Below are 15,936 nucleotides of genomic sequence, written 5' to 3'. Positions count from 1 at the left end.
CGGAGTGATGACCGACGACGAGGGATCGCCGGAACGCGCTTCGGACGGGCGGCGAGAGCTGACCGCCGAGCTCGCCGTGCCCGAGATGGACTGTCCGTCGTGTGCGAAGAAAGTCGACAAGAGCCTCACACGCGTCGACGGCGTCGTCGACGCCACGCTCCAGCCGACGACCGGCCGCGTCGAGGTCGTCTACGACCCCGGACGCACCGGCGAGGCCGACGTGGTCGCGGCGATCGAGAACGCCGGCTACGAGGTCGTCGACGGCGGTGACGCTGACGACAGCGAAGCGAGTGGCGGGGTCGACGTCGCGCCCCCTTCGGAGGTCTGGACGAGTTCGCGGGCGATCAAGACCTGGATCGGTGCGGTCTTGCTCACCCTCGGACTCGCCTTCGAGTTCGTCTTCGCCTGGAACCCCGTCGTGGCGACCGTCCTGGAACAGCCGCTGACGCTGGCCGACACGCTCTTTCTCGGAGCGATCGTCGCCGCCGGCGTGCCGGTCGTACGGAGCGGCTACTACTCGGCGAAGAACCTGAGCCTGGACATCGACCTGCTGATGGGCTTTGCGATCGTCGCTGCAGCCGCCATCGGCTACTTCGTCGAGGCCGCCACGCTGGCGGTCCTGTTCAGCATCGCCGAACTGCTTGAGGACTACGCCATGGATCGGGCGCGGGACTCCCTTCGGGAGCTGATGGAACTGTCCCCCGACGAGGCGACGGTCCGCAGAGACGGCGCGGAGGTGACCGTCCCCGCCGACGACGTCGCTGGCGGAGAGACCGTGATCGCCCGTCCCGGCGAGAAGATCCCGCTCGACGGCACCGTGATCGAGGGCGAGAGCGCGGTCGACGAGTCGCCGATCACCGGCGAGAGCGTCCCCGTTGACAAGACCGTCGGCGAGGAGGTCTACGCGGGGTCGATCAACGCCGAGGGCTATCTGGAAGTCGAGGTCACGTCGACGGCGGGCGACTCCACGCTCGCGCGCATCATCGAGATGGTCCAGGGCGCCCAGCAGAAACAGACCGAAAAGGAGCAGTTCGTCGACCGATTCGCGGGCTATTACACGCCGGTCGTTGTCGTGCTGGCTATCTTGACAGCTGTGCTTCCACCCCTGCTGATCGCCGATCCGTTCTCGGTCAGCGTCGGGGGATACGCGGTCACTTTCACCGGCGACTGGGGGACGTGGTTCGTCCGCGGGCTCACCCTGCTGGTGATCGCCTGCCCCTGCGCGTTCGTCATCTCGACGCCCGTCTCGGTCGTCTCGGGGATCACCAGCGCCGCGAAGAACGGCGTCCTCGTCAAGGGCGGCAACCACCTCGAGGCGATGGGCGATATCGACGCCGTCGCGCTGGACAAGACCGGGACGCTCACCCGGGGCGAGCTGGCCGTCACTGACGTCGTCTCGCTCGGAAGCATCACCGAGAACGAGGTGCTCGGGCACGCCGCCGCCCTGGAACGCCGGAGCGAGCACCCGATCGCGGCGGCGATCCGGGATCACGCCGACGACGTCGGTGTGGACAGCGACGCGCTCGATGACCTCGCCGACTTCGAGAGCCTGACCGGAAAGGGCGTCCGCGCCGACCTGAACGGGACGACCCACTACGCCGGCAAGCCGGCCCTGTTCGAGGATCTGGGCTTCGACCTCTCGCACGCCCACGTGAAGACTGACGGCGGCGCGACGGCGGCATCGACGTCCGAGACACGACCGCCCGAGCACTGTGAACGTGAGGACTGTACTGACCTCCGCGACGAAACCATCAGCCGCCTCCAGAACGAGGGCAAGACCGTAATCCTGGTGGGAACGGAGGACGAACTCCTCGGGATCGTCGCTATCGCCGACGAGGTGCGCCCGGACGCCCGGCGGGCCGTCGAACGGCTCCACGAACTCGGCGTCGAGAACGTCGTCATGCTGACCGGCGACAACGAGGGAACCGCGCGGGCGATCGCCGAACAGGTCGGCGTCGACGACTACCGCGCGGGCCTCCTGCCCGACGAGAAAGTCGACGCAGTCGAGAACTTGCAGGCCGAATACGGCGAGGTGGCGATGGTCGGTGACGGCATCAACGACGCGCCCGCGCTGGCGACCGCCGAGGTCGGGATCGCGATGGGCGCGGCTGGCACAGACACGGCGCTGGAAACGGCCGACATCGCGCTGATGGGCGACGACATCGGGAAGCTCCCGTACCTGTACTCGCTGTCGCACGCGGCCAACGGCGTCATCCGGCAGAACATCTGGACCAGTCTCGGCGTGAAGGCACTGCTGGCGCTGGGCGTGCCCCTGGGTCTGGTCAGCGTCGCCGTGGCCGTCGTCGTCGGTGACATGGGGATGAGTCTCGGGGTGACCGGCAACGCGATGCGGCTCTCTCGGATCGCGCCCGACCGGTAGCGAAACCGCTCAAACGGTCGCCCTTCACTTCGTTCAGATCGATCACTATCAATTCACCGCCCTCGCACGAAGGTATATACCCTGCTGCTCCGAATTCCCCGTCCAGCCCCGGACCGTATCACCGTCGAACTGGACATCGCTAACCGGCGTGAAACGTTCTCCAGGGCTCGTCTGTGACCGCGAACCGCTCCTCGAAAAAGCTGGACCAAAAAGCCAGCCCTCACTCCGTTCGGGCTGGTTGCTATCGGGCTGTCAACCGCGCCTACCGCAGCGCTTCGATATCGAACTCGAATGCCACGACCGGCAGTTCCAGATCGTATTCGACCAGCACTTTCGGATGGACCTCTCCGATCACGCCGACGGCGTCGCCGTCGACGACGATCTCGGCGGTTCGACCCGAAATGAAGGTCGGGTGGTCTGTGGGCGGCGTCTCGACGTCGGCTCCGAAGGACTCGACGAGCGCCTGCAGGCGGGCCTTGCCGTCCTCGAAGGACACCTCGTGGCGTGCGAGCACGGCCGCGACGTGGCGCGATTCCGCGACGCCGGTATTCTGCTCGTCGTCGCGGTGGGCGACCCAGCCGACCTCCGCCAGATCCTGGGGATAGCTCCGGTGGGTGTTGTTCTCGAGCACCTGCATGATCGAGGGCAACAGCCACGATCGGGTGATGGTGTAGTCCTCGCTGTAGGAGTTCCGGATCTGAACCGGCTCGGCCGCCCCCAGCACGTCTTCGCTGTCGCCGAGGTTCATCCGGCCGCTGACCTGCTCCTCGTCGGTCATGTGGAAGTTCAACAGGCCCTGGAACCCAAGCCCGACTAGCGTCTCGCGGACGGCCCGCTCCAGTCGCGACCGCTCGTGTCGACCGCCGATCGTCCCCACGTCCGGATACCGCGGCTCCAGTTCGTTGAACCCGTACGCTCGACCGACATCGTCGATCACGTCGACCGGATGGCGCACGTCCACGCGATAGGGCGGAATCGTGACCTCGTAGGCCGGCTCGCCGTCTTCGGTCTCGGTCGACTCCCCGTCGAGTCCCGAGCGTTCCAGCAGGTCGATCACGTCGGCTGCCGAGAGATCGATCCCCAGCGTCGTCTCGATGTCGTCGTGGGCGACGGTCTTCTCGGTCGTCGAGAGGTCCGGCCGGACCAGTTCGGCCGGATACTCCTCGGGTGCCGTCTCGTACTCGACGCGGACGTTCTCGATGGTCCCGCCGCGGGCCGCCAGCGCGTAGCAGACGATGTTCAACATGTGGTCGATCGTCCACTGATCGGTGCCGGTCATCTCGATGAACAGGTCCCGCGAGTCGGTCGTCACCTCGGTCCGGCGACCGTTGACGACCGGCGGGAACGAGAACAGACCGATCGAGTCGTAGATCGCCGGCACCCGGTCCATGTCCTCGACGAGGTGGCCGTACTCCGTGCCGATGTGGTGGTTCTCGATGACCTCGGCGGGGGTCATCTCCGCGTCGCTCTCCAGCGGGACGAACCGCACCTCGTCGGGATCGACGCCCGTATAGCGGACTGTCTTCCCGCCGCCCTCCACCGCCGCCTCTCCCTTGAGCATCGTCAGATCGTGGACGCCGATCGCGCCCTTCGCGCGCTTGCGCCCCATCGTCGCGTGGAGTTTCTCCTGCAGTTGAATCAGCGAGTCGAAGCCCGCCTGGCTGAGATCGAGCCCGCGAACGACCGCGCCCGTCACGTAGGGGCGCTCTTCGGGGACGTCCTCGACCTCGATCGTCCACTCGGCGCTGTTGGTGCTCGGGACGTGCACCCCGCGGCTGTCGCCGTAGTGATACTGCAGCGAGCGCGCCACGCCCTCGACCGAGAGGCGATCCAGCCGGTCGGGCTCGAACTCGAAGCGCAGCTCGCCCTCCTCGGTCTCGCCCTCGTACTCCAGCCCCAGCTCGAACAGGTCGTCTCTGAGCTGCTCGTCGCTTTTGTCCTCGTAGCCGGTCAACTCGCGCAGTTCGTCGGTGTCGATGTCGACAGTGGGCATCAGTAACGCACCTCCTCGGTCCGCAGATAGTCCAGATCCACGAGCGTCCCGTGGACGTCGCGGATGTCCTCCGCGCCGGTCACCAGCATCATCAGCCGCTCCAGGGCCAGCCCCCAGGCCATCACGTCGCAGTCGACGCCCAGCGGCTCGAGCATCTCCGGGCGGAAGATCCCGGAGTTGCCGATCTCGACGACCTCGCCCGTGACAGGGTGTTCGCCGAACAGCTCGAAGCTCGGCTCCGTGTAGGGGTTGTAGGTGGGCTTGAACTGCAGGTCGGTGATCCCGAACTGCTCGTAGAACTCGGTGAACGTCCCCATCAGGTCACGCACCGACAGGTCCTCGGCCATCACCCACCCCTCAATCTGGAAGAACTCAAGCAGGTGGGTGGCGTCGATCTCGTCGTTTCGGTAGGCTTTCTCGATAGAGAAGTACCGCTGTGGCGGCTCGAGGTCGCCCTCGGCGATCCCCGAGAGGTACCGGGCCGACAGCGAGGTCGTGTGCCCGCGCAGGTCGATCTGTCGGGCCATCTCCTCGCCCCACGGCGAGTGGTAGCCCTGTCCGTCCTCGCCGACGCCCTCGCGGTGGGCACCTTCGACGCGCTCGCGAACGCCGTCGGGGAGCGCTCCCATCGGCGGGACGTCCAGGGCGAACTGGTCCCAGTGGGTGCGGGCGGGGTGGTCCTGGGGCATGAACAGACAGTCGTTGATCCAGAACTCGGCGTCAGCGTGTGGCCCCTGCATCTCTTCGAACCCCATCCCGACCAGCACGTCCTTGACGCGCTCGGCCATCGACCGCAGCGGGTGGTGCTTGCCCCCGTCGATGTCCGGGGCGTCGGCCGCGACGTTGTACTCGCTGAACTCCACGTCGCGCCACTCGCCGCTGGTGAGCAGCTCGGAGGTGAGCCGATCGACTGCCTCGGCGACTTCGATCCCCTCCATCAGCGCCGTCACGCCCTCGTCGGTGAGTTGTACCGATCGAACCGTCCGCTCGGAGCGCTCGATCAGCCCGCGTCGCTCGAGCTGGTCGAGCGTGTCTTCGGCCACGAGGTCCGCGTCGCCGCTCTCGATCGCTTCCAGGGCTGTGACCTCCTCGTCGGCGTCCGGGTCGGCGTCGGGATCGGGCGAGATCTCGCCGCTGTCGATCTCGCCGTAGCCCTTCCGGGCGAGGTTCGACAGCGCGATGTCGACGGCTCCGCCCTCGAGGCCGGACGCGCCGATGACCTCCCCCATCTCGACGGGGTCGCCGTCCGCGGCCTCGAGTGCGGCCTCGTACAGCCGTATCTCGGGGAGCCCGTCCTCGAGGTACGTCCGCCCCTCGTCGGTCAACGAGACCGATTCGTCGGTCGATTCGATCACGTCCAGCAGCCCTTCGTCTTCGAGTTCGAAGGCCGCACGGGTGATCGATGCCGGCTTGTGATCGAGTTCGTCGGCGAGCGATTCGACTGTCCGCACTTCGGTCGCGCTCGCGGCCTCGACGACCGCGACCTGCGTTTCCGGGAGTTTCATTTCTTGGTAGGGAAACCGTGGGTCCGTCAGTTAACGGTTCTCATAGTGGTCGCACGCGGCCACACTACCGATCGGCAGGCCACGCGCTGGGACGGTCGACAACAGAGCGGTTTCGTGTGGGATGACGCGCTAGCGTCGGCCCCGCAGTCCGCCGCTCTCAACGTTCGAAAAAGAAGCCGAACCCGTCGAACACGGTCGGCTGGCGGACGCGACGCCTGCTTTCGGGTTCGGCCGTCATACTCGCTCGTTCCTTGTCAGACCGCCTCAATAAGCGTTGTGATCTCGATAGTAACTGTGATGGGCTTGGGAGACACCGAACTGATTTGAATCTGTGACCACAACGTACAGACAACAGGTGGTTCGAGAATGGGCAGTACCAGGGTCAACTTCCGACTGCCGGAGAGCCTGATCGAGAAGGCGGACGTGGCGGCGGAAGTCACGCACAAGAACCGGACCGAAATCGTCGTCGAAGCACTCCAGGACTATTTGGAGACTGTCGAGGATAACGAGAAATTCAAGGAAGCGGTCGTGGAACTCTATCTCGACGACGAAATTGGGTTTGACGTCCTCAAGGAGTTCATTGGACGGCAGGACGCCGCATCCGTCCGTGCATCGAAAACCCTTCTGGACGAAGGCGAAGACGTGGCCGACGACCTCGCAGAACTGTCGTGACCTTTTCATATGATCGTCGCGGATACAAGCGCCCTCATCTCGATCGCCACGATCGACCTCCTCGACACCTTCCTGACGGAATTCGATGTCCACACGACGGACACCGTCGTTGCAGAGCTAGAAGCGACTGCGGAGTACAACGACCGACACGGCAAAGCAGCCGACACCGTCCTCGACACCATCGAACGAATACACACCGCCCAGGCTCAGGGAGAATTCACCTCGTCTCGCATCGATCAAGGCGAAGGGAGCTGCGTACGCCTTGCCAACGAGCGAGACGCAACGTTCCTGATCACGGACGACCTCCGGGCACTCCCCGAGCTCCAGACACTCGCAGACGCACAGGTGGCGATCTCACCTATCGTGTTGAAAGCTCTCGTCAACAGAGACGTCCTGGAAAAACAGCAGGCCCTGCACAAACTCGAGGAACTTGCACAACAGCGGGACTGGCTCGGCGCACCAATATACAGACGAGCACAGACCCTGTTTGATGAGTGATGCTTGCGGCTATACGTTCGTAACGATATCTGTCACGACAGCGTGTCAGATCGTTTCGAAATGGTATGGCCACCAGTATGAGCACCGACGGCGACACTATCGTGACTGTTGGACCGATTTACCGGTGCGACCACACGCCCTCGTGTAGTCGACCCGGAAGGGACGTACGGCAATCACGGGACCGAACCGTTATACGATTCCTGACCATCAGGTACGGTATGGTCTCGCTGGCTGTCGCCGCCCTTCTCGTGACGCTGAGCGTCGCTGCGGGCGCGGTCCTCTACTACGGTGGGTGGGAGCGGTGGCGCGCGCTCACGGCGGATCGACTCGTCTACGGGCTCCCGTGGGGAACCCTGATCGCCGTCGCGCTGGTCACGGCGTTTTACCTGCTGGCACAGAACGGTCTCACCGACTGGGGCGATCCCCTGACGCTGCCCTTCGTCTCGTGGTCGTACTTCTACCCGCTCGGCGTGCTGACCTCGGGGTTCGCCCACGGTTCGCCGGCCCATCTCGTCAGCAACATGACCGGGACGCTGGCGTTCGGACTCGTCGCGGAGTACGCCTGGGGGCACTACCCGCCGGCCAGACGCGACCGCGACTCGCTTCTGGCCGGCGACGGCGGCTGGCGGTCTCGGCCCCGCGTGCGGATCGCGCTCGTCCCCGCCGCGATGTTCGGCGTCGCGCTGCTGACGGGCGTCTTCTCGATGGGGCCGGGGCTGGGCTTTTCGGGCGCGGTCTTCGCGGTCGCGGGCTTTGCGGTCGTAGCCAAGCCGCGAGCCGCGATCGGGGCCGTCGTGGGCTCGAGCGCGCTGGACGTCCTCTATCAGGCGGTCGTGAACCCGGTCGTCACCGGGTCGATTTCGGCCGGCGGGCCGTCACCGCCGTCGTGGGCGTCGATCGCGTTTCAGGCACACATGCTCGGGTTCGCCGTCGGCGCGGTGGCGGCGATCGCGCTCCTCCGGTCGCGCCGACAGTGGCTCCCGCCCGCCCGGCTGTTTCTCGGTACCGCGGGCTTCGGACTCGCGCTGTCGCTGTGGCTGCTCGTCTTCCCTGGCGAGGACGTCTTCTACCTCTATCGCGCCGTCGGCGTGATCGTCGTCGCCGTGCTGGCCGGGCTGGTGACGGTCGCGGTCTCGGGTAGCGATCGGTCGATCCCGCGGCTGCTCGCGGTCGGCTGGCTAGTCGTCCTGGCGCTCCCGTTCGCGCTTCTGGCCGGCGTGCTCGCGTTCTCGCTGGTGGTTTCGGTCTCCGGACTCGTGCCGGAAGTCGGCGGTATCGCGCCCTTCATGGCACTGCTCGTGCTCGCGGTCGTCGTGCTCGCCGTCCCCGCGGTCCCGACCGCGCTCCGGGGGCAGGACACCCGGTGGTCGAGCCACCGGAACGTCGCGCTGCTCGGCCTCGGGACGGTCGGACTCCTGTTGGTCGTTCCGGGCCTGCTCTACGGCCCGATCACCGTCGACGCCGACTCGGTGACCGACACGGGCGAGGTGAGGGTCGGCGACTACCTGGTGACCTACGAGGAAGACGCCACCCCCGGACAGACGCTGCTCCTGCTGGACGTCGAGAACGCCACGGAGACGACCCAGGACGGGCTGATCGTCGCCAGCGAGTCCCGAAGCATCTGGACGGTCACCGAGCGGGCGGAATCGCTGGCCTTCGACGGGGAAGCGAGCGTCAACGTCGGCGGGCTCGGCTGGCGCGAGACCGTCCGCGCCGACCGGACGGGCTGGGACGTCACCGGCAACGAGTCGGCCTACGCGGTCGATCTGACCGTCGACGGTGAGACGACACGCTCGTTCGCGACCGATCCGGTGCAGGCGGACGTGACGATCGACGGCCACCGGATCGGGGTCGTCCCCACTGACGACGGGTTCGAAGTGCGTGTCACCCGGGACGACGCGACAGTCGGCACGGCAGCAATCCCCGAAACCAACGAGACCGCGACGGTCGGCCCGCTGACGGTCCGGACCGAAGCCGACGACGGATCGACCGCCGTCGTAGTCGCCTCCGACGGGACGAGCGTGACCGTCGCCGAAAGAGAGACGTACGAATAGCGCCCGGTTGCCGCGCTCTGATCCCGGTCCTCCAGCACCTGTTTTCGAGCACCGCATACGACATCTTGTGTGAGACTTACACGCTCTGAGCGATCGTTTCCGAACGTTTTAGACCGTGATTCGACTCCGATTCGCCAATGAGCTATCGGATCGGTCTCGTGGGCAAGCCCTCGGTGGGCAAGTCCACGTTCTTCAATGCGGCGACGATGAACGACGTCCCCGAAGGGGCCTACCCCTTCACGACGATCGACCCCTCGGTGGGCGAGGCGTACGTCCGCGTCGAGTGTGCCGCCCCGGAGTTCGGCCACACCTGCACGCCCAACCACGGCTACTGCGCCGACGGCGTCCGGTTCGTCCCGACGAAACTGGTCGACGTGGCCGGACTCGTCCCCGGTGCCCACGAGGGGAAGGGGCTGGGCAACCAGTTCCTCTCGGACCTGAACGAGACTGACGTGCTCGTCCACGTGGTCGATTTCACCGGCGAGACCGACCTCGAGGGCGAACCGACTGACGATCACGATCCCCGCGAGGATATCGATTTCCTGGAGAACGAACTCGACATGTGGTATCTCGACGTCCTGGAGAAGGGGATCGATCGCTATCACACGGGCTATCACGGCGCGGAGCGGGACATCGAGACCGATCTGGCCGAGCAACTGTCGGCGTTCGGGATCACCGAAGACGAGATCAAGCAGGTCATCCTCGCGCTGGATCTGGCGCTCGATCCCGACACCTGGGACGCGGCCGACCGGGAGGCGCTGGCCCGCGAGATCAGGATCCGGACCAAACCGATGGTAGTTGCGGCCAACAAGATGGACACCGGGGCCGCACAGGACAACTGGGAGCGAGTCACGGCCGATCCCGACTACGACCACCTCACCTTCGTCCCCGTCTCGGCGCACGCCGAGAAGGCACTGAAGCAGGGCGACGAGCGGGGCGTGCTCGAGTATCGGCCCGGGGATAGGGACTTCGAGGTGACCGCGGACCTCCCCGAAAAGAAAGCCGCCGGGCTCGAACGGATCCGGGCGTTCGTCGACGCCTACGGCGGCACGGGCGTCCAGGAGGTGCTGGAAACGGCGCTGTTCGAGGAACTCGGCGCGATCGCCGTCTTCCCGGGCGCGAGCAGCCCGCAGGACGACGGCACGTTCCTGCAGGACTGTTTCGTCCTCCCGGACGGCTCGACCGCCGAGGACTTCGCGTACTTCCTCCACTCCGACATCGGCGACGGCTTTCTCCACGCCCACGACGTCCGCTCCGGGCGCCAGGTCGGTGCCGACGCGGAACTCGACCACCGAGACGTGATCGAGATCACGACGACGAACTAGAGGCGGCTTCTCGGCCGGGATTAGCACTGCTACCGCCAGACTGGGAGACGACCGACGCTGACGGCGCGCCGGAACGCCGAAACCCCCGTGCTACCCTCACTCAGTACGTATTTATGTACTAACAAGTAGTCTGTATGGTATGGGACCTGATATTGAACTCACAGGATTGACCAAGCACTTCGGTGACGTAATCGCGCTCGACGGCGTCGATCTCACCGTCGAGACGGGCGAGATTTTCGGGTTCCTCGGGCCCAACGGGGCCGGCAAGTCGACGACGATCGACACCTTGCTGGACTTCGTCCGCCCGACGGCCGGCTCGGCGCGCGTCCTCGGGATGGACGCTCAGGAAGACACCCTCGAGATCCGGCGACGGACCGGCGTCCTGCCGGACGCTTACCAGGTCTACGGCCGCCTGACCGGTCGCCAGCACGTCCAGTTCGCGATCGACTCCAAGGGGACAGACGACGAGCCGCTGGCCCTGCTGGACCGGGTCGGTATCGCCGACGCGGCCGACCGGCCCGCCGGCGGCTACTCCAAGGGGATGCGCCAGCGGCTCGTCCTCGCGATGGCGCTGGTCGGCGAACCCGAGATCCTGATTCTCGACGAGCCCTCGACCGGGCTGGACCCCAACGGGGCCCGCGAGATGCGCCAGCTCATCCGCGAGGAGAACGAACGCGGTGCGACGGTGTTCTTCTCCTCGCACATCCTCGAACAGGTCGAAGCGATCTGTGATCGCGTCGCGATCCTCAACGAGGGCCGGATCGTCACCGTCGACACCATCGCAGGACTGCGCGACACCGCCGGGACGGCCACACAACTGACGATCCGTGTCGACGCCGTGCCCGAGGATTCGATCGAAGCTATCGAGGTGCTCGAAGGCGTCCACAGCGTGACCGCCACCGGGACGACCGTCACCGTCCGGATCGAGGACGGGAGCAAGACCGCGATCCTCGACGTGCTCGAATCCGCAGGCGCGGAGGTGCTTGACTTCTCGACCGCCGAGACGTCCCTGGAGGAACTGTTCGCGCAGTTCACCACGGAACCCCGGCGTGAGGCGACCGACGCTATACAGGATGCTGCAGTCCAACCGGACACCGAGGACGGCTCCGCGGAGGTGGCCCGATGAGCTGGGCCGTCGTCGCGCACAAGGACTTCAACGACGCTCGCCGGTCGCGCTCGCTGTGGGCGCTCTCGGCGACGTTCCTCCTGCTGGCGTTGCTGTTCGCCGGCCTCTACGCGTTCGTCCCCGAGGTCACGGCAGACGAGGAAGTCTCGACGATGGGGCTGATGACGTTCCTGTCGGCTCCCGTGGCGCTGTTCGTCGCCGTCGCGGCGCTCGTCGTCGCGTACAAGTCGATCGCCGGTGAAGCCGAGTCCGGCTCGGGCAAGCTCCTGTTGAGCCTGCCCCACACCCGCGCTGATGTCATCCTCGGGAAGGTCGTCGGACGCTCGCTCGTGCTGACGATTCCGGTTCTGGTCGGGCTGGTCGCGATGCTCGCGGTCGTCTTCGTGGGCGACGTGACCTTCTCTGCCGTCGACTACGTCCTGTTCGGCCTGGTGACGATGCTGTTCGTGCTGGTCTACGTGGCCTTCTACGTCGGCATCTCGGCCAGTACCACCTCGACCGCCAGGGCGGCCACGCTCAGCGTGCTCGCGCTGGTGTTTCTGGAGTTCGCCTGGGACATCGTTCCGCTCGGCGCCTGGTTCGTCGCCAACGGCTTTCAGGTCCCCCCGGGACTGTTCAGCGGCGCGCCGATGCCCGACTGGGTCGCGTTCCTCGCGAGCATGCCGCCCAGCTCGGCCTACCTGAACGCCGTCGGTGGCGTCCTCACGGGCTCGATGAGCGGTGCCGGTCCGTGGTACCTCTCGCAGTGGGCCAGTCTTGTCGTCCTCGGGATCTGGGGGATCGTTCCCCTCGTCGTCGGCTACCTGCGCTACGACCGTGCCGACCTATAAGTCCGCAGGAGTTCTATTTGGGGTATGCTACTCACATTGACGCCGAACCCGGCGGTCGACCAGACGATCGAGATGGACGAGCCGCTAGAACCCGACACCGTCCAGAAGTCAGCCAACGCACAGTTCGACTCGGGTGGGGGCGGTATCAATCTCTCGCAGTTCGTGCACGCGCTTGGGGGCGAGACGGTCGCGTCCGGGATCACCGGCGGGTTCACCGGCTATTTCATCGAGCAGGATCTGAAAGAGTTCGGCATCCCGACGGACTTCTGTACGATTGAATCGGCACCGACGCGAATCAACTCGACGATCCTCGTTCCCGAACGGGACCGTCCGCGAACGAGCCGCGTGACCGGCAGCGAGTCGAGCGAGACGGTCGAGTACCAGATCCGACAGGCCGGCCCGGCGGTGACCGACGCCGTCATCGACCAGCTGGTGGAGACGGTCCGGGAACACGAACCGGAGATTCTCGTTATCGCTGGCAGCCTCCCACCAGGCATGGAGCCCGAGGCGGTCGATCGACTGGCGACTGCCGGCGACTGGGAGACAGCGGTCAACGTCCACGGCGATGTGCTGCTCGAGCTCGAAGAAACCTACGAGTACTGCCGGACCAACCAGGCGGCGACTGAGATGGCGACTGGCCGGACGATCGACAGCATCACCGACTGCGAGCAGGCGGCCCTGGAGATACAGGCGATGGGATTCGAGCGCGTCGTCGCGTCGATGGGCAGCGAGGGCGCAGTAATGATCACCCCTGAGCAAACCCTCTACTCCCCGGCCGTCGACGTCGACGTCGTCGACACGAAGGGAGCTGGGGACGCCCTGTTCGGTGCCATCCTGTGGGCATACGAACAGGGCTGGGACGACACGAAGGCCCTCCGTGCCGGCGTTGCGACCGCCTGGAAACTCGTCACAGTGAAAGGCTCAACCGTGACCGATCTCAGCCCGCAGGATCGGATGGACAAGGTCCACGTGTGGGAGATGAGCTAGTACCAGTCCGTATCACGAATCGGCACTCTCGGCAAATCGGTTCAGTGCGTACACCATCCGGAGGATCTCCCCGGCCCGTCCCTGATCGAACACGAGTTCGTCGGTCGCTTCGACGTACTCCAGTACGCTCTGGGAGGCGTGTTCCGGGGCTGCTGCGATCCCGGCGTCGTTCTCGCCGGCCCAGCGCATGACTCGCAGGTCACTCTTGGAGTCGCCCATCACGATGCTAAATGGGTCCTCGATATCGAGTACGTCCAGTGCCGCTTCGACCCCGACTACCTTGCTCAATTCGAGGCTCCCTATCTCGGCCGCATCTCCCTCGTAATAGCCGATATCGAGCCGTTCGAGGATGTCCTCCAGGTCAGATGAAACGTCCGTGGCGTCACGATCTGGGAGGGCCCCTTCGCTTTCGAGGACCGAACGGATCTCGGGATCTTGCTCGGCGTAGTAGGCGCGCGTCCACTCGGAGACGGTCTCGCTTTCGAGGTCCACCTGACCGAGCCCGGAGATCGCGTCACCCAGGAGGTCGAGTTCGTAGACGAGCGCCTCGTCGATGACGTCCTTCGCTGCCGTCGAGGCCGTGTCGAAGTTGGGCTTCATCGTGATGTTGAACTCGTTACCCTGGAGGTGACAGCCCCGTCGGAGGTTCTCGGGCGCCTCCGAGAGGATGCGGCCCCGGATATCCTCGAAGACGGCCTGGACGTCCTCGTCGAGGTCCTCGTAGAGCAGTTGCTTCGTCCGGGCGCCGTGACCAGGCGTGAAGACACCGATACCGGTCTCGTAGACGATACTGAGGTTTCCGGAGTGAATCAGCTCACTGCCGAGGCCCTGGATCGCGAACCCCTTGACGCTCTCGAGGGTCTGACCGGTGCAGATGATGATCGGAATCCCATCGTCGTGGAACTCCGTCAGCATGTTGAGTGTGTCGCGGGGGATCTCGTTGTCGGTGCTCCCCGTCGACCGCAGCGTCTCGTCGACATCGAGGATGAGCACGTTCACCGAACGGCCGTACTTGTTGTAGAGGTCGAGGCCGGTAAACGCCTGTTCCTGTGTCGCCCGGGTCGCGAGATCAGCGAACGTCTCACCGACCTCAGAGAAATCGTCGTCGATTCCTGCTTTGCCCGCTGCGAGCTCTTCGTTGATCTCTTGCCAGCGATCGAGCGCGACGGGCGATTCGACCAGCGGGAAGAGATCGACAAGGTTCTGTAGCGCACGGAGGGTGTCGGTATCGTGGTCGCTGTACAGCCGGTAAAGTCGATCGTATCGTTCCATACTGTGATTGTATCGGGTTTCGGTTGCGCGTGAACATCAATACCGGGCCGGGAGTTCGCGGTCCCGGTTGTCGGCTGGACGGCCAGCCCGGAAAGACGACCCCGGACGGACCAGCCAGCATGGACGACCGGCCCCCATCCAGATCGGTCCAGCCCGCCGGCGAACCGTTCGAAGCACGCTGGGCACGGTCGATCCAACGGACGGTGATCGTTATAACTCACTGAGTGCTGCCTCCGCCCGGGAGACGAGTGGGTTGTTCCCCAGGAGGATCGGGGTCCGGGCGTGGATGCTGTCCGGCTCAACGTCCAGGATCGACTTGTCGCCGTCCGTCGATGCGCCGCCGGCCGCCTCGACGAGATACGCGAGTGGTGCGGCCTCGAAGTGGACCCGGAGTTTCCCGTCGGGGTACTGTTCCGTCTTCGGATACCCGAACAGACCGCCGTATTCCAGTACCTGTGCGAGGTCGGCGACAGTGGCCCCGCCGTATCGGAGCTTCATCTCGCCTTCCAGTTCGTTCGCGAACTGGTTGAACGTGTCACTTCGGTTATTCGGTATCCCGGCCAGTCCCACGACGGTAGTCTCCTCAGGGACGCGGAACTGTCCCCAGCGTTCGCTGTGACCATCCCGTAGCAGGTATTGCTGGACGACATCGCTGTCCTCTCGGGCCACGGTCATCGTCGTATAGGGTCCGTACAGCACCATCATCGCCGCGACCAGATCCCGACCGGGAGCCGGGAGTTCCGCGTCGTAGACGCCGACGATGGTCCCGACGGAGTTGTTCGAAGCGAGGTTTGATGACCCGTCCAGTGGATCGATCGCGATAGTGTACCCCTCACCGCAGTCGGTCACGTCCTTGCGCTCCTCGCTCGCGTACCCGCCAACGCCCTGCAGTGGACAGAGCGCGTCGAAAAACAGCGAATCCGACCAGATGTCGGCACCGATCTGTTCCTCGCCGCTCGGATTCGTCCTGGTGGTATCGTCCGCGTAGTTGGCGACGTTATCACTCATGTAGTGGGCTGTATCCCGCACCTCACGGACGATCGTGTCTATCGTGTTCATGTGTTGGTCCCGACGAAACGGCTATCGTATTTGTCCATCGCTGCACGTCATCAAATGACATCAATAACAATGAATGTTCTCGTTGACGGTAACAGAAACTGCGCGACAAAGAGGGCGGCGGAAACGGACATGCCAATCCCCTGGTGGCCGAAACAACGAAGAACCAACAACATTCCATGGGTTAATAGATAGAAAAATATATGTGGGATCGACCACGGACAGTTATCTCGGCGGA

General features: G+C 65.1%; 12 protein-coding genes. 8 read left to right on the top strand and 4 right to left on the bottom strand.

Translation table 11 applies throughout. The features are described from left to right. The first annotated feature begins 7 nt into the window (after positions 1–7). A complete protein-coding gene (locus HSR122_RS00275; protein WP_229110666.1) occupies positions 8–2,380 on the top strand; it encodes a heavy metal translocating P-type ATPase in 2,373 nt (790 codons plus the stop codon). Between the two features lie 262 nt (positions 2,381–2,642). Here HSR122_RS00275 and pheT read toward each other — a convergent pair whose 3' ends face one another. Together pheT and pheS are read right to left on the bottom strand one after the other, a co-directional pair. Then, on the bottom strand, positions 2,643–4,373 hold the full coding sequence (gene pheT / locus HSR122_RS00270; protein ID WP_229110665.1) for a phenylalanine--tRNA ligase subunit beta: 1,731 nt from the start codon (positions 4,371–4,373) through the stop codon (positions 2,643–2,645). After that, complete coding sequence (pheS, locus tag HSR122_RS00265) at positions 4,373–5,878, bottom strand: phenylalanine--tRNA ligase subunit alpha (RefSeq protein ID WP_229110664.1); 1,506 nt, start codon at positions 5,876–5,878, stop codon at positions 4,373–4,375. Before pheS ends, pheT begins: the two co-directional genes overlap by 1 nt. 366 nt (positions 5,879–6,244) lie before the next feature. On the opposite strand from pheS, the gene HSR122_RS00260 reads away from it, so the two are divergent. The 7 genes from HSR122_RS00260 (at position 6,245) to HSR122_RS00230 (ending at position 13,370) form a co-directional block, all read left to right on the top strand. Further along, positions 6,245–6,550 (top strand): CopG family ribbon-helix-helix protein, encoded by a 306-nt coding sequence (locus HSR122_RS00260; RefSeq protein ID WP_229110663.1) that lies wholly within the window; start codon positions 6,245–6,247, stop codon positions 6,548–6,550. Between the two features lie 9 nt (positions 6,551–6,559). Further along, on the top strand, positions 6,560–7,048 hold the full coding sequence (locus HSR122_RS00255) for a hypothetical protein (RefSeq protein WP_229110662.1): 489 nt from the start codon (positions 6,560–6,562) through the stop codon (positions 7,046–7,048). A 218-nt stretch (positions 7,049–7,266) separates the two neighbouring features. Beyond that, positions 7,267–9,102 carry a rhomboid family intramembrane serine protease gene (locus HSR122_RS00250; protein ID WP_229110661.1) on the top strand — a complete coding sequence of 612 codons (1,836 nt, stop codon included), beginning with the start codon at positions 7,267–7,269 and terminating at the stop codon, positions 9,100–9,102. Positions 9,103–9,239: 137 nt separating this feature from the next. Next, positions 9,240–10,427 carry a redox-regulated ATPase YchF gene (locus HSR122_RS00245; protein ID WP_229110660.1) on the top strand — a complete coding sequence of 396 codons (1,188 nt, stop codon included), beginning with the start codon at positions 9,240–9,242 and terminating at the stop codon, positions 10,425–10,427. 139 nt (positions 10,428–10,566) lie between these two features. Further along, entirely contained in the window at positions 10,567–11,553 is a 987-nt protein-coding gene (locus HSR122_RS00240; protein WP_229110659.1) for an ABC transporter ATP-binding protein, read from the top strand. Beyond that, positions 11,550–12,383: an ABC transporter permease subunit gene (locus HSR122_RS00235; RefSeq protein WP_229110658.1), complete on the top strand. Its 834-nt coding sequence runs from the start codon at positions 11,550–11,552 to the stop codon at positions 12,381–12,383. The genes HSR122_RS00240 and HSR122_RS00235 overlap by 4 nt, the downstream gene beginning before the upstream one ends. 24 nt (positions 12,384–12,407) lie before the next feature. Further along, positions 12,408–13,370 (top strand): PfkB family carbohydrate kinase, encoded by a 963-nt coding sequence (locus HSR122_RS00230; protein ID WP_229110657.1) that lies wholly within the window; start codon positions 12,408–12,410, stop codon positions 13,368–13,370. 12 nt (positions 13,371–13,382) lie between these two features. Here HSR122_RS00230 and HSR122_RS00225 read toward each other — a convergent pair whose 3' ends face one another. Together HSR122_RS00225 and HSR122_RS00220 are read right to left on the bottom strand one after the other, a co-directional pair. Next, the gene (locus HSR122_RS00225; protein ID WP_229110656.1) at positions 13,383–14,642 is read right to left on the bottom strand and encodes an HAD family hydrolase; all 1,260 of its coding nucleotides are present in this window, start codon (positions 14,640–14,642) and stop codon (positions 13,383–13,385) included. Positions 14,643–14,852: 210 nt separating this feature from the next. Beyond that, on the bottom strand, positions 14,853–15,701 hold the full coding sequence (locus tag HSR122_RS00220; protein ID WP_229110655.1) for a class 1 fructose-bisphosphatase: 849 nt from the start codon (positions 15,699–15,701) through the stop codon (positions 14,853–14,855). Positions 15,702–15,936: the final 235 nt, after the last annotated feature.

It is taken from the genome of Halapricum desulfuricans (assembly GCF_017094525.1).
Lineage (GTDB): Archaea > Halobacteriota > Halobacteria > Halobacteriales > Haloarculaceae > Halapricum > Halapricum desulfuricans.
This window is presented reverse-complemented; position numbering and strand designations above follow the sequence as displayed.

What these genes read in the sequence shown, in the direction of transcription:
- HSR122_RS00275 (WP_229110666.1), top strand. Translation starts at nt 8, where the DNA reads ATGACCGACGACGAGGGATCGCCGGAACGCGCTTCGGACGGGCGGCGA.
- pheT (WP_229110665.1), bottom strand. Translation starts at nt 4,373, where the DNA reads ATGCCCACTGTCGACATCGACACCGACGAACTGCGCGAGTTGACCGGC.
- pheS (WP_229110664.1), bottom strand. Translation starts at nt 5,878, where the DNA reads ATGAAACTCCCGGAAACGCAGGTCGCGGTCGTCGAGGCCGCGAGCGCG.
- HSR122_RS00260 (WP_229110663.1), top strand. Translation starts at nt 6,245, where the DNA reads ATGGGCAGTACCAGGGTCAACTTCCGACTGCCGGAGAGCCTGATCGAG.
- HSR122_RS00255 (WP_229110662.1), top strand. Translation starts at nt 6,560, where the DNA reads ATGATCGTCGCGGATACAAGCGCCCTCATCTCGATCGCCACGATCGAC.
- HSR122_RS00250 (WP_229110661.1), top strand. Translation starts at nt 7,267, where the DNA reads ATGGTCTCGCTGGCTGTCGCCGCCCTTCTCGTGACGCTGAGCGTCGCT.
- HSR122_RS00245 (WP_229110660.1), top strand. Translation starts at nt 9,240, where the DNA reads ATGAGCTATCGGATCGGTCTCGTGGGCAAGCCCTCGGTGGGCAAGTCC.
- HSR122_RS00240 (WP_229110659.1), top strand. Translation starts at nt 10,567, where the DNA reads ATGGGACCTGATATTGAACTCACAGGATTGACCAAGCACTTCGGTGAC.
- HSR122_RS00235 (WP_229110658.1), top strand. Translation starts at nt 11,550, where the DNA reads ATGAGCTGGGCCGTCGTCGCGCACAAGGACTTCAACGACGCTCGCCGG.
- HSR122_RS00230 (WP_229110657.1), top strand. Translation starts at nt 12,408, where the DNA reads ATGCTACTCACATTGACGCCGAACCCGGCGGTCGACCAGACGATCGAG.
- HSR122_RS00225 (WP_229110656.1), bottom strand. Translation starts at nt 14,642, where the DNA reads ATGGAACGATACGATCGACTTTACCGGCTGTACAGCGACCACGATACC.
- HSR122_RS00220 (WP_229110655.1), bottom strand. Translation starts at nt 15,701, where the DNA reads ATGAACACGATAGACACGATCGTCCGTGAGGTGCGGGATACAGCCCAC.